The following is a 16,924-nucleotide window of genomic DNA, read 5'->3' on the forward strand; positions in this document are numbered from 1 at the left end:
TTGCGTCTGTCTGGCGTCGTGGTTCTGGTTTGAAGGCCGGGTCTGAGTTACGCTGTACCAAATCAAAACAAGAGCAGATTTCAGCCATGATTAATCGACGGATTTTTTCTTTGGGACTTGGGTCGACCCTGTTGGCCGCCTGTTCAACCGGAAGCTCAACCAGTACGCCAGCATCGCGGATGCAGGCCGTTCCCAATGCCGGATGGGACGCATGGGTGGCCGGTTTCAAAGGCCGGGCCGCGGCGCAGGGGATCTCGCAAACAACGATCAACACCGCCTTTCGGGGGGCTGGCTATTTGCCCGATGTGATCGAGCGCGACCACAATCAGGTCGAATTCAAACGCTCGCTTGAGGACTACTTGGCCATCGCGGCCTCGGATGATCGGATCGAGACCGGCAAACAGATGCTGGTGCGGTACGCCGGAACCCTGTCGCAGATCGAGGCGAAATACGGCGTCAACAAAGAGGTAATCGTGGCTGTATGGGGTTTGGAAAGCCGGTACGGCGCGCGGCGCGGGGATGTGCCAGTCGTGTCGGCGGTTTCGACGTTGGCTTATGACGGGCGGCGCGGTGCGTTTTTCGAAAAGCAGTTGGTGGCCGCCCTGAAAATAATTCAGGACGGAGACACCACCCCCGCGAACATGACCGGCAGCTGGGCCGGGGCGATGGGGCACACGCAGTTCATTCCGACATCGTATCTGGCCTATGCAGTGGATTTCACTGGTGACGGGCGGCGCGACATCTGGTCTGAGGACCCGACAGATTCGCTGGCCTCGACCGCCGCCTATCTGTCCCGCGCGGGTTGGGTACGTGGACAGCCTTGGGGGGGCGAGGTTGGTACGGTTTCGGGCACGCCTGCTGCAGTGTTGCAACCACAGAAGCCCGGGCCGCGCATTGCAGTGTTCCGTAATTTCCAAGTGATCAAGCGCTACAACAATTCGGACAGCTACGCGATAGGCGTCGGACATCTGTCTGATCGCATCGCAGGTGGTCCGCCGTTTCAAGCCTCGTTCGGACCGGATGCGACGGGTCTGACGCTAGAGGATCGCAAGGACCTTCAACGCCGCCTGACTTCGGCTGGCTATGACACACAGGGTGCAGACGGAGTGATTGGAAACAACACCAAATCGGCCATCAGCGCCTATCAACGAGCCTCCGGTCTGCCTGTGACCGGCGAACCTTCGGTCGCGTTGTTGCGCAGTTTGGGCGGCTGACGGGTTACGCCGCCAACCCTTTTGAGCCGATATCCAGGAACTTTTGACGGCGGTCCTTGATCAGGGCTGCCGCGTCTTTGCCGTCCAATTCTTTCAGCATCTGGGTAACTGCGTCTCGGACAGAGTCCATGGTGGCGGGGCAATCACGATGGGCGCCGCCCTTTGGTTCTTTGATGATAAGGTCGCAAACACCCAGCTTGTGTAGGTCTTGCGCGGTCAGGCGCAGCGCCTCGGCGGCCTCGCGCATTTTCTCGGCATCCTTCCACAGGATTGATGCGCAGCCTTCGGGTGAGATCACCGAATAGACCGAATGTTCCAGCATTGCGACACGGTTCGCCGTGGCAAAGGCCACAGCCCCGCCCGAACCGCCTTCGCCGATGATGACGGACACCAAAGGCACGCCGATCTTCAGGCACATCTCTGTCGAGCGTGCGATGGCCTCTGATTGGCCGCGTTCCTCCGCCCCTTTGCCGGGGTAGGCACCTGCCGTGTCGATCAGGGTGATCACGGGCAGGCCAAAACGCCCGGCCATCTCCATAAGGCGCACGGCTTTTCGATAGCCTTCGGGCCGGGCCATACCGAAATTGCGCTCGATGCGCGATTTGGTGTCTGACCCTTTCTCGTGTCCAATGACCATGACAGGTTGGTCATTGAACCGGGCCAAACCGCCGATCACAGCAAGATCGTCGGCAAAATTCCGGTCGCCCGCAAGGGGGGTGAACTCGGTAAACAGCGCCTCGACATAATCCTTGCAATGGGGGCGTTCCGGGTGGCGCGCCACCTGGCATTTCCGCCAGGGGGTCAGATCGCCGTAAAGCTCGTCCAGCAGCTTGGCAGCTTTGGCATCCAGGGCCGCAGCCTCTTCGGACACATCCATTTCTTCGTTGGCACGGGCCAACGCGCGCAACTCCTCGGCCTTGCCTTCGATCTCGGCCAGGGGTTTCTCGAAATCCAGATACTGGGTCATGACGCCTCTTAACGCGGAATTACCCTGCTATATGACCTGACGTCGCCCGGGATGCAACTCAGCAAGATTTGTGCGCGTGGAATATGCGACCACGATTGCGCAAAGAGAAGGAAGATATGCCAGCGGCAAACAGCTATCGGACCAAATTCTGCCCACCCTTGGCGCAATTCAGTTCGGCAATACAACGGGGTAGAGCGAGGCGACAAGCAAGGCGGCCATTGTCCAATTGAAAGCCGCCAACCGGCGCGGGTTTGTCAAGACCCGCGCCATCTGTTGCCCAAGCACAGTCCATGTGCTGACCGACGGCAGGTTCACCGCGCCGAAAACGAGGGACACGATGAGGATGGCCTGTAGCGTGTGATCCGGCGTATAGGCTGTGGTGGCCGTCAGCGCCATCGCCCATGCCTTGGGGTTCACCCACTGAAACGCAGCAGCTTGCAGAAAGGTCATGGGGTTGCCTGTTGTGTTCGTGCCCCTTACGGGGGCCGCATGCGCAATTTTCCATGCCAGGTACAGCAGGTAGACGACCGATACGACCTTCAGCACCGTGTAACTTACCGGATACCGGTCGAACATTTGCGCCAATCCGGTGCCGACCAGCAGTACCATAAAGCTGAACCCCAGCCCGATACCCAGCATATGCGGGATGGTCCGACGGAATCCGAAATTGGCACCTGACGCCATCAGCATCAGGTTGTTCGGCCCCGGTGTTATCGAAGAGACAAAAGCAAAGGCGATTAGGGCCAGAAGGATATCATAGGTCATGGTGCGGATATTTACCGCTGTTTGGCCAAATGAAATTGCGTTTTAGTGCATGATTACGATAATCTTGCAATTAATGACGAAGATGGATCCGATAAACAAACGAATATTGCGTGAAATTACGCGTGATGGGCGTATCAGCAACCTCGAACTTGCGGATCGCGTGGGCCTGTCGCCGTCAGCCTGTTTGCGCCGGGTGCAGGAGCTTGAGCGTACAGGCGTTATCTCGGGGTATCGCGCGGTGCTGAACCCGGCCGCGCTGGGCGTGGGGTTCGTGGCCTATATTGGCGTTGGTCTGGGGGAGCATACCAAGGCTGCGCAGGAGGGGTTCGAACGTGCGTTGCAGCGTGCGCCGGAAGTCGTCGAATGCCACAATATAACCGGAACGATTGAATATCTGTTGCGCGTGGAGTGTGCCGATCTTCCCGCCTACAAAACATTCCATACTGATGTGCTGGGTACGCTGCCGCATGTGACTTCGATCACCTCTTACGTGGTGATGGGATCGCCCAAAGATATGCGGGCCTGAAGGCTGGAAATGTCGCCTTTAACCGACTTGCGGGTGAAATCCTCAGGTCTTACTGTCATCTCAACGGGCTCGCGAAAGAGGACAAACCCCACCGACGCCACACACAGGGAGGTGACCATGACATTTGTTAGGACCGCAGTGATTGCCGCAGCCATTGCGTTAATGGCCGGGGCAGTTTTTTCCGCGCCGCTTAAACTGCAACCTGCCAATCCGCAGCCTAACCCAAAGGCCGGGTTGGATGTGAAGTACATTGGCAAGGGAACGCAGCGAAAAATCCGCGATCTAAGCCAGGCAAAAAGCCTTCTGGCTGACGCAAAGCCAGGGCAACCGCTTATTGGGTTGGACTACAGGGACACCAATAAGGGTGAGCCGGTCCTGACCTTCACTGACCCCTACAATGTCGCGGCCGAGATTACCGGTTACATGAAATTCGATTCCGCCGGAGTCTATGAAATTGAAACCTGGTCGAATGACGGGATCGAGGCGTGGGTTGGAGGCCAGCAGATTGGCCTTGTCCGGGGCATTCAGGGGTGCGAAGCCAATCAAAGAACCGAGGTCGAGGTGCCGCAGGCCGGATGGTACCCTTTGAAAATATACTATTTTCAAAAGCTTGGAACGTCCTGCCTGATGATGAAGTCGGGCAAGAAAGGTGAACGGTTCACCTGGACACCGAACAACGTCTTCGGGCGTTAGCAGTAAGGCACCCCGCAGGGTGCCTTTTTTCATCCATTGGCAGCAATCAGTTTGGCCTGTGCGACGATCACCTCGGCCTGTTTGATCGATGCGATATCGACCAGACGCCCTTTGTAGACGGTGGCCCCTTCACCATTGGCCTTGGCCTGTTCCATAGCAGCCAGGATTTCGCGCGCTTCGGATACGGCCTCGTCCGATGGAGTGAAAACCTGATTGGCCAATGCGATCTGTTTGGGGTGGATAGCCCATTTGCCGACCATGCCCAACGTGGCCGAACGTTTCGCCTGGGCGATGTAGCCCTCATCATCCGAAAAGTCGCCGAACGGCCCGTCGACTGGTAGTACGCCATGGGTCCGGCAAGCGGCGACGATGGCGGCTTGCGCCCAGTGCCACGGGTCGGACCAGTGTTTTTCACCTTCGCGCAACATGTAATAGTTCTCTTGCGTTCCGCCGATTCCGGTGGTCTGCATCCCCATCGAAGCCGCAAAATCAGCCGCCCCCAGACTCATCGCCTGCATGCGCGGGGACGAGGCCGCGATTTCCTCGACATGGGCGATACCGGCGGCGGATTCGATGATGACCTCGAAGCTGATCGGCTTGGTCCGACCTTTGGCGCGCTCGATCGCGGTGACCAGCGCGTCAACTGCGTAGACATCCGCCGCGCAGCCGACCTTTGGTATCATGATCTGATCCAGACGGTCACCAGCCTGTTCCAACAGGTCCACCACATCCCGGTACCAGTAGGGCGTGTCGAGGCCGTTGATCCGCACCGACATGTATTTTGTGCCCCAATCGACGCTGTTCAGTGCCTCGATCACGTTGGCGCGGGCAATGTCCTTGTCCGAAGGGGCGACCGAATCCTCTAGGTCCAGGTTGATCACATCCGCAGCCGATGCTGCCATTTTCGGAAACAGCTTGGTGTTGGATCCCGGCCCGAACAACTGACAACGGTTGGGGCGCGCAGGTGCGGCGGGTTGAAGGCGAAAACTCATCTGGACCTCTTCCGAGAAATGAAATTACAATTTTTTCACTCATTGAGGTATTAAATTGCGTGGCCATGCGCAAGCGCCTATATGCAGGTGCAGCAATGCAATTGCAGCACTTGCGGCAAAGTGAGTGTTCGGCTGGTGATTAAAGATTAATCGCTCTGAAAACTTGAGAGAAAATTTCAAAAGACTTAAATCTAACGCAAAATTTTCCCGCATGACCCAGTGATGCCAGAGGAAAACGCGAAACACTCGTCGGGTATGTCCCATAGGTTGCGATGGAAACAAAGGAGCAAACCGCGATGATCGAGACACCGTACCTGCTGTTTTTAGGCGATGCGCCCGACCAATTGGCGGCCAAAGTGGCAATTGGCATCAAGGACTGGCGTCCGGAAAATGCCGTTGGCCAATACCGGATGGATGGCTGCAAGGCTGATCTGGGTCTGACGGATATGTCGTTGACCGAAGCGAAAGAGGCCGGGGCAAAGACCCTGGTCATAGGTGTGGCCAATCGCGGTGGGGTCATCAGCCAGGAATGGAAAAAGGTTCTGGTGATGGCGTTGGAGGAGGGCTTCGATCTTGCCTCGGGCCTGCATAACTTGCTGCGCGATGAACCCGATCTGGTTGCCGTGGCCGAGGCGACCGGCCGCAAGTTGCATGATGTACGCGTGCCAGAAGTGGACTATCCGATTGCAAATGGCATCAAGCGCAAAGGCAAGCGTTGCCTTGGCGTTGGCACCGATTGCTCGGTCGGCAAGATGTACACGGCGATGGCGATGGATGCCGAGATGCGCAAGCGCGGCATGAAATCCACGTTCCGTGCCACCGGTCAGACCGGTATCCTGATCACCGGCGACGGTGTCCCGCTGGATGCTGTGATCGCGGATTTTATGGCTGGCTCGATCGAGTGGCTGACACCGGACAATGACGACGACCACTGGGACCTGATCGAAGGGCAGGGTTCGTTGTTCCACGTGTCGTTTTCGGGCGTGACCATGGCGCTGGTTCATGGCGGTCAGCCGGATGCTCTTATCCTGTGTCATGAGCCGACGCGAGAGCACATGCGCGGCCTGCCGACCTATCAACTGCCTTCGCTGGAGACACTGCGCGACACCGCGCTGGAGCTGGCGAAAGTCGCCAACCCGGACTGTCGGGTCGTCGGCATCTCGGTTAACACTCAGCACATGAGCGACGAGGACGCGACCGCCTATCTGGCAAAGCTGGAATCGGACATGGGTTTGCCTGCGACCGATCCATTTCGCTTCGGTGCGGGCAAACTGGTCGACGCACTGGCCGCAATGTGATGAACGGGCCCGGCCAGACATGTGTCTGGCGATCCTTTTAGGGAATGATGAAGGAGCGGTTGTGTGAAGATTGATGTCACGCGTGATGTGTTCCGGCTGGCGCAGGTCTTTACGATCTCGCGCGGGTCGCGGACCGAAGCGAAGGTGCTGACCGTGCGTGTCTCAGATGGTGTGCATCGGGGGTGGGGCGAATGTGTTCCCTATGCGCGCTACGATGAGACGCTCGGGTCCGTCGAGGCGGAGATCGCTGGTTTGCCAGCAGAATTCACCCGCGAATCGCTGATGGACCTTCTGCCCGCTGGAGCCGCCAGGAATGCCGTGGATTGTGCGTTGTGGGATCTGGAATGCAAACGCGCGGGTAAGCGGGCGTGGGAACTGGCCGGCCTGCCGGTGCCCGGCCCGGAGATTACTGCTTACACCCTGTCGCTGGACACGCCCGAGGCGATGCAGGCTCAGGCCGCAGCAAATGCGGATCGCCCCGTGCTGAAGATCAAGCTAGGCACACCGGACGACATGCCACGGCTCGAAGCTGTCCGCGCAGGTGCCCCCGGCGCCAAGATCATTATCGACGCCAATGAAGGCTGGTCGGCAGAGGTTTACGCCGATCTTGCGCCCCATCTTGTGCGGCTGGGTGTCGAACTGGTCGAGCAACCTTTGCCCGCAGGGGAAGATGACGCGTTGATCGGGATGGATCGCCCTGTGCCTGTCTGCGCTGACGAGTCGTGCCACGACCGGGCAAGCTTGCCCGCTTTGAAGGGCAAATATGATGTGGTCAACATCAAGCTCGACAAGACTGGCGGCTTGACCGAGGCGCTGGCCCTGCGCAGTCAGGCATTGGCCGAGGGCTATAAAGTAATGGTCGGATGCATGGTTGGCAGTTCTCTGGCCATGGCCCCTGCGACATTGTTGGCGCAGGGTGCGATGGTAACGGACCTTGACGGCCCGCTTCTGTTGGCCGAAGACCGCGACACCCCGCTGATTTTTGATGACGCCGGAGTGCATCCGCCAAGTGCGGCGCTCTGGGGTTGAGGAGACATATATGACCCGCACCGTTTACGTGAATGGCGAATACCTGCCCGAGACCGAGGCAAAAGTTTCGATCTTCGACCGCGGTTTCCTGATGGCCGATGCCGTTTACGAGGTCACCAGCGTTCTGGATGGCAAACTGATCGACTTCGACGGGCATGCGGTGCGACTGAAGCGTTCATTGAATGAGCTTCAGATGGCCGAACCCTGCAGAAAGGATGAACTGCTAGAGGTTCACCGCAGGCTGGTGGACCTGAACGGTATCGAAGAGGGGCTTGTCTATTTGCAGGTCACCCGCGGCAGCGATGGCGACCGGGATTTTGTGTTCCCGCCTGCGGACACCAAGCCAACGATGGTTCTGTTCACTCAGAACAAACCGGGTCTGGCCGACAGCGCGGCGTCAAGAACAGGTGCCAAGATTATCTCGATCGACGATATCCGCTGGGGCCGCCGGGATATCAAGACGACGCAATTGCTGTACCCCTCGCTTGGCAAGATGATGGCCAAAGCCGCCGGGTGTGACGACGCGTGGATGATCGAAGACGGCTATGTCACCGAAGGCACCAGCAACAATGCGTATTTCGTCAAGAACGGAAAGATCGTGACCCGGCCACTTTCGAATGACATCCTGCACGGCATTACGCGCAAGGCCGTGCTGCGCATGGCGGCCGAGGCGCAGATGGAAGTAGAAGAACGCCTGTTCACCATCGACGAAGCCAAAGAGGCCGATGAGGCCTTTACCACGTCTGCCAGCGCCTTTGTCATGCCTGTAATTGAAATTGACGGTGTCACGCTGGGTGATGGCACGCCCGGCCCGATTGCCAAACGACTGCGCGAAATCTATTTGGACGAAAGCCGCAAGGCGGCGATCTAAAAGGCAGGCCCGCCCGATCAGCGGGCCTTTTTTAGCGCTTCAGTCGGCTTTCCCGACATTCTCTTCAAACGCGACCTTGAAGGCGGCTTGCTTTTCCGGGCTGGCATCCGTTTGGTAATTGGCTTTCCAGTCATCCATGGTCATGCCATAGAAAATTTCGCGCGCTTCGTCTTTGCCCATCTCGATGCCTTTTTCATTGGCGGCTTCTTGATACCAGCGCGACAGGCAGTTGCGGCAGAACCCAGCCAGATTCATCATGTCGATATTCTGCACGTCTGTACGATCTTCCATCAGGTGCTTTTGCAACCGACGGAAGGCGGCGGCCTGAAGTTCGATTTCGGTTTGCTTGTCCATGGGCTGGCTCCGGGTGTTTTTGCTAGGGTCTGCACCTGACCTAGCGGTCCGGAGGCGATGTTTCAATAAACAGCACGTTAGGCAAGCCTCAAGGCTAGCCAAGGCACGATGCAGAAGATGAGGGTCAGAATTTTATAGGTGGCAAGATATCGGAAATACGTTCGTCTTACATCTGAACGCTCCATCTGGAACATCCTGCCGTGAACATCTGCGATCCAGTCCCGCATCAGTAAAATCATTATGGTGCTAAACAGCAGAACAGCGATGTTGAGCACGGCCATCCAACCAAAGAAAGAGGTCAGTAATTCTTGTGTCATCGTCGCCTCCTTTCTTTTGATATCTGGGGATTGGCGACCTGAATCTCAACGGTTTCGGCCTTGGCGGCACCTCGGCTTAAAGGCCGCTATCCACCAAGGCGTCTTGCAGGATGACAGCAAGCCGCTCAGCCCACGTGCGTTGTTGCACGTGGTCGGCGATCAGATCATTTCGCAGTTCGATCAGGGCGTTTGGCCGCCCGCGGGCGGTACAGTGCCGATCAATCGCATCCCCGGGCAGAACGCCTGTATAGGGTTCGTTGACACCCACGCACAGGTCGGGTTCAGCCTTTAGTCGGTTGACCAAAGGGCGCGAGAACCTTTCGTCCCGAGTGTGCAAAACCCCAACATGCCAAGGCCGTGGGTCGCGGCCGCGCAATTGGCGTGTGAATGAATGCATGGAAACGATCACCGCGTGCGGCAGGCTCGCCAAGCGTCCTAATTCCGCGTGGTAGGGGCGGTAATACATGTTCAGACGCCGTTCACGCTCGGCCGCATCAGCATGGCGGTTGCCGGGGATGATCGAGCCGTCATAGAGCTTCATCAAAAGGGTCGGGTCGTCCTCACCCCGGTTCGGATCAATCACAAGGCGCGAAAAATTGGCTGCGATCACAGGTGCGTTTAGTATCTCACCCAGATGTTTTGACACTTCATACGCACCCACGTCATAGGCAATGTGGCGTTCCATATCCTCGCGTGGCAGGCCAAGGTCTCCGCCATTGACTTCGGGTGGCACCGTGTTGGTAGCGTGGTCACAGGTGATGAGCCAACGCGAAGGGCGATCAGCCCCATGGATAAAAAACGGAGAATACGTCATAAGCCTGTCATCTTGTTTGCCGCAGGTTTAGGGCAGTTGCTTCGGAAATGGAATTGCGCAATAAGCGGCATGAAGAAATGTTTGCGGTAACAATTTTGCAAAATCAAGAAAACACCCAAGGAGTGCACCGCCAATGCGACGCCTGAGAAATGTAAAAATCGTGGCGACGCTGGGACCGGCGTCCAATGACTATGACACCATTCGCGCCCTGCACGAGGCAGGTGCCGATGTGTTTCGCCTGAACATGAGCCACGGTAGCCACGATGAGATTCGTGAACGGCATCGGATCATTCGGCAGGTGGAAAAGGACCTCGACAGCCCAATTGCGATTCTGGCGGACCTTCAGGGGCCGAAACTGCGTGTGGGTGTTTTTGCAAATGACGCGGAAGAATTGGAAGAGGGCGCCGTTTTCCGTCTGGACCTTGATCCGGCGCCGGGTGACGCGGGTCGTGTGTGTCTGCCGCACCCTGAGATTTTTGCGGCGCTGGAGCCGGGCGCGCGTCTGTTGGTCAATGACGGGAAAATCCGCCTGATTGTTCAGGACTGCGGCCATGATTTCGCCAGCTGCACGGTTGAGGTCGGCGGAACGATCTCGAACCGCAAAGGTGTGAATGTTCCTGATGTCGTACTGCCCTTAGCGGCGCTTTCGGTCAAGGACCGCGACGACCTGGAGTTTGTCTGCCAACTGGGTGTTGACTGGCTGGCGCTTAGCTTTGTTCAGCGCGCCAAGGACGTGTTCGAAGCCCGCGCGCTGGCTGATGGCCGCGCCTCGATCTTGTCCAAGATCGAAAAGCCAGCAGCAGTTGAGGCGTTTGACGATATCCTCGACGCATCGGACGGGATCATGGTTGCGCGGGGCGATCTGGGGGTTGAACTGCCGGTCTCTGCCGTGCCTCCGATCCAGAAACGACTGGTCCGTAAGTGCAGAAGTGCTGCCAAGCCCGTTATCGTGGCCACTCAGATGCTGGAAAGCATGATCGAAAGCCCGATGCCCACACGGGCCGAGGTTTCGGACGTGGCGACCGCCATCTACGAGGGCACCGACGCCATCATGCTCAGCGCGGAGTCTGCAGCCGGTGCCTATCCGATTGAGGCCGTGCAAACCATGAACAAGGTCGCGATCGAGGTCGAGGCTGACCCGACCTACACGCAGATCATCGCGGCGTCCCGGACGGCACAGGGGACAACGATCGCAGACGGCATTGTGGCAGCGGCGCGCGAGATCGCGGAAAAGACCGACATCAAGGCGATTTGCTGCTTTACCCAAAGCGGCACCACGGCGCTGTTGACCGCGCGGGAAAGGCCCGGTGTGCCGATCATTGCAATGACGCCTGCCACCGGAACCGCGCGGCGTCTGTGTTTAAGCTGGGGGTGCCATTGCGTGATGACGCCCGAGCTTGAGCGTTTCAAAGGCGCCGTGGTAAATGCTGCCCGCGCCGCCCGTTCCGGTGGTTTCGCGGCCGAGACCGACCAGATCGTGGTCACGGCCGGTGTACCGTTCAACGTACCCGGAACCACCAATATTCTGCGTATCGCGCCATGCGACGAACGTCTGATCTATAACACTGATCCGGGTTGATCCGGGTCAGTTTGGTGCCTTGAATCCTGGCTGAGCTTAAAATTTAAGCATAATAAAAACAATAATATCAATAAATTATGATGTTAATAGGTGAATTATTCAAATTTACCTCTATTTTTTGGTGTTTTTCCCCGATACTGGCGCCGTAGGGGCAGTCTACTCAACAAGTTCCAGGTTCCGGCTGCCCCGCCGGAGTGCGGGCTCCGGTATAATCTACAAAAACGGAGGAACGTTATGACAACCAAGATTGTCATTGGACTGGACGGGACAGAAACCGGGGAACGTGCAATCGCATTTGCCAAGGATTTGGCCGGGCGCATCAGCTCATGTGAGTTGCTTGTGGTTTATGTGATTGAATGGTCCCCATTCACTTTCCAGACACCAGAAGAAAACGCGCAGCGTCACAAGCGGCGCGAGGAAGAGATCGAACTGGCCACAACGCGTATCGTTACCCCTGCGGTGGACGCATTGAACGCCGCCGGTTTCACGGCTCATGGTATTGTACGTCATGGCGACGTCGCCGAGACGCTGAATGCAATCACGGTGGAAAATGGCGGCAACCAGATCGTCGTTGGGCGCGCCTCTGCAGACGGTTTCAAGAAACGTCTGTTTGGCAGTTCAACCCAGAATCTGGTGATGCACGCAGATGTACCCGTCACAGTCGTGAATTAAGGGGAGGGACAAGAATGACTATGTTTCGCAATCTGAGCCTTGCTGCTATCGCGTCCATGTTGGCCAGCCCCGTGCTCGCGCAAGACGCGACGGGTCTGGACGATAGGATCAATCAAGCCTTCGCCGATTTCACTGGCCCGTTTGTCAGCTTTATCTTCGCCCCGTTTCCGGGCACCGGCTTTCCGTGGATCGTCGGGTGGCTTGTCGTCGCGGCAACCGTGTTTTCGCTGTATTTCGCTTTTGTACAGTTCCGCTTTTTTGGTCACGCCATCAGCCTTGTAAAAGGCGATTATTCCGATCCAAATGACGCCGGAGAGGTTAGCCATTTCCAAGCCCTTGCCACGGCGCTGTCGGGCACTGTTGGCCTTGGCAATATTGCTGGTGTGGCAGTGGCTGTCGGCATCGGTGGACCGGGTGCCACCTTTTGGATGATCGTCGCGGGCCTGCTGGGCATGGCGTCGAAATTCACGGAATGCACGTTGGGCGTAAAATATCGCAACGAATACGAAGACGGCACCGTTTCGGGCGGACCGATGTATTACATGTCCAAAGGCTTTAACGAGTTGGGCTTGCCAGGCGGCAAGATTCTGGCCGTCCTGTTCTCGATCTTCTGTATTCTTGGCGCGCTGGGCGGCGGCAATATGTTCCAGGCCAATCAGGCGCACCAGCAGATTGCAGGCATCGTCGGCGACTTTCCCGGCTGGATCACGGGTCTGATCTTTGCCGGTATCGTCTTTGCAGTGATCGTGGGCGGCCTGAAGTCCATCGCGCGTGTGACTGAAAAAGTCGTGCCGTTCATGGGCATCATGTATGTGCTGGCCGCGCTAGTGATCATCATCATGCACGCCGATCAGATTGGGTGGGCATTTGGTCAAATCTTTGCAGGCGCTTTCACTGGTCTGGGTGTTGCTGGCGGCATGGTCGGCGCACTGATCCAGGGCTTCCGTCGCGCTGCGTTTTCGAACGAGGCGGGCGTTGGCTCAGCAGCCATTGCACACTCGGCCGTTCGGACCAAAGAGCCGATCACCGAAGGGTTCGTGTCCTTGCTTGAACCGTTCATCGATACGGTGGTGATCTGTACCATGACCGCGCTGGTGATCATCATCACCCAGCAGCTGATCATTGATCCGGAAACCGGCAACTACATGCTGAACGAAGCGGGCAACGCGATTGCCACCGTCGATGGCAACTCGGGTGTTAGCCTGACCTCGGCCGCCTTTGCCAGCGCCTTTGGCTGGTTCCCCTATGTGCTGGCTGTCGCGGTCGTTCTGTTCGCATTTTCGACCATGATCAGTTGGTCCTACTATGGCCTGAAGGCTTGGACCTACCTGTTTGGCGAGGGTCATACTACTGAACTGGTGTTCAAGGTCATCTTCTGCGTCTTCGTGGTTATTGGTGCGGCGGCCAACCTTGGTCCGGTGATCGATTTCTCGGATGCGGCGATCTTTGCGATGGCGGTTGTGAACGTCTTTGCGCTCTACTTCTTGATGAAAGTGGTGCGGCAAGAGCTGGCTAGCTATGCAGGTCGGTTGAAAAGTGGCGAGATCCGCAAATTCAGCCACTAGAACAATTTACCGGGGCAGCTGCGGTTGCCCCGGTGCCCGACCGCTGTACGAAAAGCGCAGATTCCGGTCGAAACCCCCTTGCCAGTATGAACGAACTTGCGTAAACGGCGCTTCTGATCGCGTGACCGGCCGAGATGGCATGCCGAGTCGCGTTTAGTACCGAACCCTGAAAGGAGACGGAAATGCCTAAGATGAAGACAAAGTCGAGCGCCAAGAAGCGCTTCAAGGTGACTGCAACCGGTAAGGTCCTTGCTGGCCAGGCCGGCAAACGGCACGGCATGATCAAGCGGACAAAGAAATTCATTCGCGATGCCCGTGGCAACACCACCCTGTCCGCCCCCGACGCAAAGATCGTCAAGGGCTACATGCCCTACGACCGCTAAGAGGAGATTAAGAGATGTCCCGCGTTAAAGGTGGAACCGTAACTCACGCCCGTCACAAGAAGATCATCAAAGCCGCAAAAGGCTATTATGGTCGCCGTAAAAGCAACTTCAAAGTTGCAACCCAGGCCGTCGACAAGGCCAATCAATACGCAACTCGTGACCGCAAGAACCGCAAGCGCAATTTCCGCGCACTGTGGATCCAGCGGATCAACGCTGCTGTGCGTAGCCATGACGAGGCTCTGACATATTCCCGCTTCATCAACGGCCTGAACCTGGCTGGTATCGAAGTGGACCGCAAAGTTCTGGCCGACCTGGCCGTGCACGAACCGGAAGCGTTCGGCGCGATCGTCGCCAAAGCTCAGGCCGCCCTGGCTGCCTGATCCTCTTTCAGAGAGACAGTGAAAGAAGGGCCGTCCCGTTTGGGGCGGCCTTTTTTTGGCAAATTCGAAAATTGTGGTTTCGAGCCCAAAGCAGACATACATACTGAAAAATGCTAAGTACGAAACTGGTCAATTGGTACTTTGTTGTTGGCATGCTCGAATTTGATACTGAGACAACTCGTTTATTAGATACCGTATATGAAGGTGCCGACGTCACGCGGAGGCGCCAAGGATCATTCGACGCCTTGAGACCAGCACCCGGAGAGGTCATTGCGGACATAGGATGTGGAAACGGCCTTTTGACGGCTGAGCTTGCCCGTGCGGTAGGTTCAACTGGTCGCATATTGGGCATTGATCCCAGTGAACCCATGCGGCGTTCGGCCAAAAGCCGTTGTCGCGCGTATGACTGGGTCGAAATAATCGACGGTGAGGCCGGGCAACTTCCTGTGGAAGACGCTGCGTTTGATAAGGCTGTATCAGTACAGGTTTATGAATATTTGGAGGATATTCCCGGCGCTGTGGCAGAGGCTTATCGTAGCCTAAAGCAAGGCGGTCGGCTTGTCATAGGTGACATCCATTTTGGCAGCCTGGTTTGGTTCAGCCAGAACCCCGCGAGGATGGAGCGAATGATAAGAGCTTGGGACAATCATTTTGTAGAAAGAGCAGTGCCTGCAGTCTTGCCCCCAATTCTACGTGAGGCCGGGTTCACCGTAGAAAGCGTAACGCCAATCACAATTTGCGATACCCAGCTCCGGCCAGATGGGCTAGCCAATATGATGATAATATTGATGAAAAAATTCGCCGAAACCAAGGGGCTTGTTCCGGACCGGGAAGCCATGGAGTGGGCGGAAGAGCAAAGCTTGTTGGCAAAGAAAGGGAACTTTTTCTTTTCGCTAACGCATTTCGTTGTCATCGGTCGCAAGCTTTAACAGTCGACCTGGTTTTGCCCCTTCCTTGAAAGGGATACCCACAAAAACTGAAACCGGCGCGGTGGGCACCGGTTTCTTAGATCAAACCGACGATTGGTCTACCCAAACACACGACCCAGCGCGCCATCGACTGCGTCGGTGATCTGGTCGATGTCATCCGCAGTTGCGATCAGCGCGGGTGAGAAGCATAGCGTGTTGTTTTTACCGGGAACCGATCGGTTGGTTGCTCCGATGATCACACCCTGCGACATGCAGTCGGCGACAACGGCTTGTGCCATCTTTTCGTCCACCGGTTCTTTTGTCGCACGATCCATCACCAGTTCAGCCCCAAGGAACAGGCCCTTGCCGCGAACGTCGCCGATGACCTTGTGTTTCTCCATCAGCGCCTGCAGGTTGCCGACCATTCGGTTGCCCATATCGGTGCAGTTTTGCAGCAGGTTCTCATCCTGAATAATGCGCATATTCTCGATCGCCGCGGCCGGACCGGCGGTGCAACCGCCGAAGGTCGAGATGTCGCGGAAATAGTTCAGCGGATCGGACGCATCATCCTTGAACATGTCAAAGACTTCTTCGGTCGTCACCATGCAGGCAATCGCCGCATAGCCTGAGGCAACGCCTTTTGCCATGGTCACGAAGTCCGGCTTGACGCCATACTGCTGATAGCCGAACCAGGTGCCGGTGCGGCCCACGCCACAGACGACCTCATCAATATGCAGCAGGATATCGTATTTCTTGCAAATCTCCTGCACGCGCTGCCAGTAGCCCTCGGGTGCTTCGATCACACCGCCGCCCGCTGTGACCGGCTCAAGACACAGGGCGCCGACAGTGTCAGGGCCTTCGCGCAGGATGACCTGTTCGATCTGATCTGCGGCCCATTCACCAAAGTTTTCTTCGGGCGCACCGTCCAGCTCGTGCTTGCGGTACTCCATGCAATGGGGCACGCGCACAAAGTCTGGCGCGAACGGTCCGTATTGTGCGTTGCGCTCATCCTGACCGCCTGCCGACATGGCGGCCAAGGTCGACCCATGATAATCGCGGTCACGGTACAGAATCTTGGTCTTTTTACCGCCATACCGCTTGTGTGCGATCTGACGAACCATCTTGAACGCCTTCTCGTTGGCCTCGGACCCCGAGTTCGTATAGTAGACGCGGCTCATGCCCGGCATTTTTTCGATCAGCATCTCGGCAAAGATAGATCCCGGTATCGAGCCAGCAGAGTTGGCGAAATAGCACAGCTTCATCAACTGGTCATAAACCGCCTTGCAGATCGATTCGCGGCCATAGCCCACGTTCACAGTCCAGACCCCGCCAGATACGGCATCCAGATGCTCTTTGCCCTTCTGGTCCCAGACACGCATGCCCTTGCCTTCGACAATGATGCGGGGATCATTGGTTTCAAAAGGTTTATGCTGGATCAGGTGGTGCCAGACGTGGGCGCGGTCGGCTTCGACCACGCGGGAAAGATCGTTTTCGTTGAACGTGCCGTCCATGACATGTCCTTTCAGTCAAATGCGGTGCGCGGAATGCGGGTTCAAGCCCGAACCGGCAGGTGTTTTCGATGGCACAGATCACCGCG

At 57.1% G+C, this 16,924-nt stretch carries 19 protein-coding genes; 12 read left to right on the forward strand and 7 right to left on the reverse strand.

The genetic code is table 11. From position 1 onward, the window contains the following. Window positions 1-86 precede the first annotated feature (86 nt). Window positions 87-1,214, forward strand: coding sequence for a lytic murein transglycosylase (locus tag AC2FIT_RS18065; RefSeq protein WP_496831417.1), 1,128 nt, complete (start codon window positions 87-89; stop codon window positions 1,212-1,214). Window positions 1,215-1,218: 4 nt separating this feature from the next. On the opposite strand, the gene AC2FIT_RS18070 is transcribed toward AC2FIT_RS18065, so the two are convergent. Next, entirely contained in the window at window positions 1,219-2,181 is a 963-nt protein-coding gene (locus tag AC2FIT_RS18070; RefSeq protein WP_496831418.1) for an acetyl-CoA carboxylase carboxyltransferase subunit alpha, read from the reverse strand. 168 nt (window positions 2,182-2,349) lie between these two features. Beyond that, entirely contained in the window at window positions 2,350-2,946 is a 597-nt protein-coding gene (locus tag AC2FIT_RS18075; protein WP_496831419.1) for a LysE family translocator, read from the reverse strand. Window positions 2,947-3,019: 73 nt separating this feature from the next. Between AC2FIT_RS18075 and AC2FIT_RS18080 the strand changes: the two genes are divergently transcribed. Continuing rightward, window positions 3,020-3,472 (forward strand): Lrp/AsnC family transcriptional regulator, encoded by a 453-nt coding sequence (locus AC2FIT_RS18080; RefSeq protein ID WP_496831420.1) that lies wholly within the window; start codon window positions 3,020-3,022, stop codon window positions 3,470-3,472. 117 nt (window positions 3,473-3,589) lie between these two features. After that, window positions 3,590-4,165, forward strand: coding sequence for a PA14 domain-containing protein (locus AC2FIT_RS18085; protein ID WP_496831421.1), 576 nt, complete (start codon window positions 3,590-3,592; stop codon window positions 4,163-4,165). Between the two features lie 29 nt (window positions 4,166-4,194). Here the strand turns inward: AC2FIT_RS18085 and AC2FIT_RS18090 are convergent, their stop codons facing one another. After that, the gene (locus tag AC2FIT_RS18090; protein WP_496831422.1) at window positions 4,195-5,157 is read right to left on the reverse strand and encodes an L-malyl-CoA/beta-methylmalyl-CoA lyase; all 963 of its coding nucleotides are present in this window, start codon (window positions 5,155-5,157) and stop codon (window positions 4,195-4,197) included. Between the two features lie 296 nt (window positions 5,158-5,453). On the opposite strand from AC2FIT_RS18090, the gene dgcN reads away from it, so the two are divergent. The 3 genes from dgcN to AC2FIT_RS18105 all read left to right on the forward strand — a co-directional run bounded on the left by dgcN (window position 5,454) and on the right by AC2FIT_RS18105 (window position 8,355). Then, window positions 5,454-6,455, forward strand: a complete 1,002-nt coding sequence (dgcN, locus tag AC2FIT_RS18095; RefSeq protein WP_496831423.1) for an N-acetyltransferase DgcN — start codon at window positions 5,454-5,456, stop codon at window positions 6,453-6,455. 63 nt (window positions 6,456-6,518) lie between these two features. Next, complete coding sequence (gene dgcA / locus AC2FIT_RS18100) at window positions 6,519-7,484, forward strand: N-acetyl-D-Glu racemase DgcA (RefSeq protein WP_496831424.1); 966 nt, start codon at window positions 6,519-6,521, stop codon at window positions 7,482-7,484. 10 nt (window positions 7,485-7,494) lie between these two features. Next, on the forward strand, window positions 7,495-8,355 hold the full coding sequence (locus tag AC2FIT_RS18105; protein ID WP_496831425.1) for a D-amino-acid transaminase: 861 nt from the start codon (window positions 7,495-7,497) through the stop codon (window positions 8,353-8,355). A gap of 39 nt (window positions 8,356-8,394) precedes the next feature. On the opposite strand, the gene AC2FIT_RS18110 is transcribed toward AC2FIT_RS18105, so the two are convergent. The 3 genes from AC2FIT_RS18110 to AC2FIT_RS18120 all read right to left on the reverse strand — a co-directional run bounded on the left by AC2FIT_RS18110 (window position 8,395) and on the right by AC2FIT_RS18120 (window position 9,840). Continuing rightward, the gene (locus AC2FIT_RS18110; protein ID WP_496831426.1) at window positions 8,395-8,709 is read right to left on the reverse strand and encodes a DUF1244 domain-containing protein; all 315 of its coding nucleotides are present in this window, start codon (window positions 8,707-8,709) and stop codon (window positions 8,395-8,397) included. A gap of 77 nt (window positions 8,710-8,786) precedes the next feature. After that, complete coding sequence (locus AC2FIT_RS18115; protein WP_496831427.1) at window positions 8,787-9,026, reverse strand: DUF6868 family protein; 240 nt, start codon at window positions 9,024-9,026, stop codon at window positions 8,787-8,789. A gap of 76 nt (window positions 9,027-9,102) precedes the next feature. Further along, complete coding sequence (locus AC2FIT_RS18120) at window positions 9,103-9,840, reverse strand: N-formylglutamate amidohydrolase (RefSeq protein ID WP_496831428.1); 738 nt, start codon at window positions 9,838-9,840, stop codon at window positions 9,103-9,105. A 133-nt stretch (window positions 9,841-9,973) separates the two neighbouring features. Between AC2FIT_RS18120 and pyk the strand changes: the two genes are divergently transcribed. The 6 genes from pyk to AC2FIT_RS18150 all read left to right on the forward strand — a co-directional run bounded on the left by pyk (window position 9,974) and on the right by AC2FIT_RS18150 (window position 15,348). After that, complete coding sequence (gene pyk / locus AC2FIT_RS18125) at window positions 9,974-11,419, forward strand: pyruvate kinase (RefSeq protein WP_496831429.1); 1,446 nt, start codon at window positions 9,974-9,976, stop codon at window positions 11,417-11,419. Between the two features lie 234 nt (window positions 11,420-11,653). After that, window positions 11,654-12,091, forward strand: a complete 438-nt coding sequence (locus AC2FIT_RS18130) for a universal stress protein (RefSeq protein WP_224891753.1) — start codon at window positions 11,654-11,656, stop codon at window positions 12,089-12,091. A gap of 14 nt (window positions 12,092-12,105) precedes the next feature. Further along, window positions 12,106-13,656, forward strand: a complete 1,551-nt coding sequence (locus AC2FIT_RS18135) for an alanine/glycine:cation symporter family protein (RefSeq protein ID WP_496831430.1) — start codon at window positions 12,106-12,108, stop codon at window positions 13,654-13,656. A gap of 182 nt (window positions 13,657-13,838) precedes the next feature. Continuing rightward, window positions 13,839-14,039, forward strand: coding sequence for a 50S ribosomal protein L35 (gene rpmI, locus AC2FIT_RS18140; protein ID WP_010443552.1), 201 nt, complete (start codon window positions 13,839-13,841; stop codon window positions 14,037-14,039). Window positions 14,040-14,053: 14 nt separating this feature from the next. Continuing rightward, window positions 14,054-14,419 carry a 50S ribosomal protein L20 gene (rplT, locus tag AC2FIT_RS18145; RefSeq protein WP_039523695.1) on the forward strand — a complete coding sequence of 122 codons (366 nt, stop codon included), beginning with the start codon at window positions 14,054-14,056 and terminating at the stop codon, window positions 14,417-14,419. A gap of 245 nt (window positions 14,420-14,664) precedes the next feature. Continuing rightward, complete coding sequence (locus AC2FIT_RS18150) at window positions 14,665-15,348, forward strand: methyltransferase domain-containing protein (protein WP_496831431.1); 684 nt, start codon at window positions 14,665-14,667, stop codon at window positions 15,346-15,348. Window positions 15,349-15,446: 98 nt separating this feature from the next. On the opposite strand, the gene AC2FIT_RS18155 is transcribed toward AC2FIT_RS18150, so the two are convergent. Further along, the gene (locus tag AC2FIT_RS18155) at window positions 15,447-16,838 is read right to left on the reverse strand and encodes an aminotransferase family protein (protein WP_496831432.1); all 1,392 of its coding nucleotides are present in this window, start codon (window positions 16,836-16,838) and stop codon (window positions 15,447-15,449) included. Window positions 16,839-16,924: the final 86 nt, after the last annotated feature.

The sequence above is a fragment of the Ruegeria sp. YTSA135 genome (assembly GCF_059610165.1).

What these genes read in the sequence shown, in the direction of transcription:
- AC2FIT_RS18065 (WP_496831417.1), top strand. Translation starts at nt 87, where the DNA reads ATGATTAATCGACGGATTTTTTCTTTGGGACTTGGGTCGACCCTGTTG.
- AC2FIT_RS18070 (WP_496831418.1), bottom strand. Translation starts at nt 2,181, where the DNA reads ATGACCCAGTATCTGGATTTCGAGAAACCCCTGGCCGAGATCGAAGGC.
- AC2FIT_RS18075 (WP_496831419.1), bottom strand. Translation starts at nt 2,946, where the DNA reads ATGACCTATGATATCCTTCTGGCCCTAATCGCCTTTGCTTTTGTCTCT.
- AC2FIT_RS18080 (WP_496831420.1), top strand. Translation starts at nt 3,020, where the DNA reads ATGACGAAGATGGATCCGATAAACAAACGAATATTGCGTGAAATTACG.
- AC2FIT_RS18085 (WP_496831421.1), top strand. Translation starts at nt 3,590, where the DNA reads ATGACATTTGTTAGGACCGCAGTGATTGCCGCAGCCATTGCGTTAATG.
- AC2FIT_RS18090 (WP_496831422.1), bottom strand. Translation starts at nt 5,157, where the DNA reads ATGAGTTTTCGCCTTCAACCCGCCGCACCTGCGCGCCCCAACCGTTGT.
- dgcN (WP_496831423.1), top strand. Translation starts at nt 5,454, where the DNA reads ATGATCGAGACACCGTACCTGCTGTTTTTAGGCGATGCGCCCGACCAA.
- AC2FIT_RS18105 (WP_496831425.1), top strand. Translation starts at nt 7,495, where the DNA reads ATGACCCGCACCGTTTACGTGAATGGCGAATACCTGCCCGAGACCGAG.
- AC2FIT_RS18110 (WP_496831426.1), bottom strand. Translation starts at nt 8,709, where the DNA reads ATGGACAAGCAAACCGAAATCGAACTTCAGGCCGCCGCCTTCCGTCGG.
- AC2FIT_RS18115 (WP_496831427.1), bottom strand. Translation starts at nt 9,026, where the DNA reads ATGACACAAGAATTACTGACCTCTTTCTTTGGTTGGATGGCCGTGCTC.
- AC2FIT_RS18120 (WP_496831428.1), bottom strand. Translation starts at nt 9,840, where the DNA reads ATGACGTATTCTCCGTTTTTTATCCATGGGGCTGATCGCCCTTCGCGT.
- pyk (WP_496831429.1), top strand. Translation starts at nt 9,974, where the DNA reads ATGCGACGCCTGAGAAATGTAAAAATCGTGGCGACGCTGGGACCGGCG.
- AC2FIT_RS18130 (WP_224891753.1), top strand. Translation starts at nt 11,654, where the DNA reads ATGACAACCAAGATTGTCATTGGACTGGACGGGACAGAAACCGGGGAA.
- AC2FIT_RS18135 (WP_496831430.1), top strand. Translation starts at nt 12,106, where the DNA reads ATGACTATGTTTCGCAATCTGAGCCTTGCTGCTATCGCGTCCATGTTG.
- rpmI (WP_010443552.1), top strand. Translation starts at nt 13,839, where the DNA reads ATGCCTAAGATGAAGACAAAGTCGAGCGCCAAGAAGCGCTTCAAGGTG.
- rplT (WP_039523695.1), top strand. Translation starts at nt 14,054, where the DNA reads ATGTCCCGCGTTAAAGGTGGAACCGTAACTCACGCCCGTCACAAGAAG.
- AC2FIT_RS18155 (WP_496831432.1), bottom strand. Translation starts at nt 16,838, where the DNA reads ATGGACGGCACGTTCAACGAAAACGATCTTTCCCGCGTGGTCGAAGCC.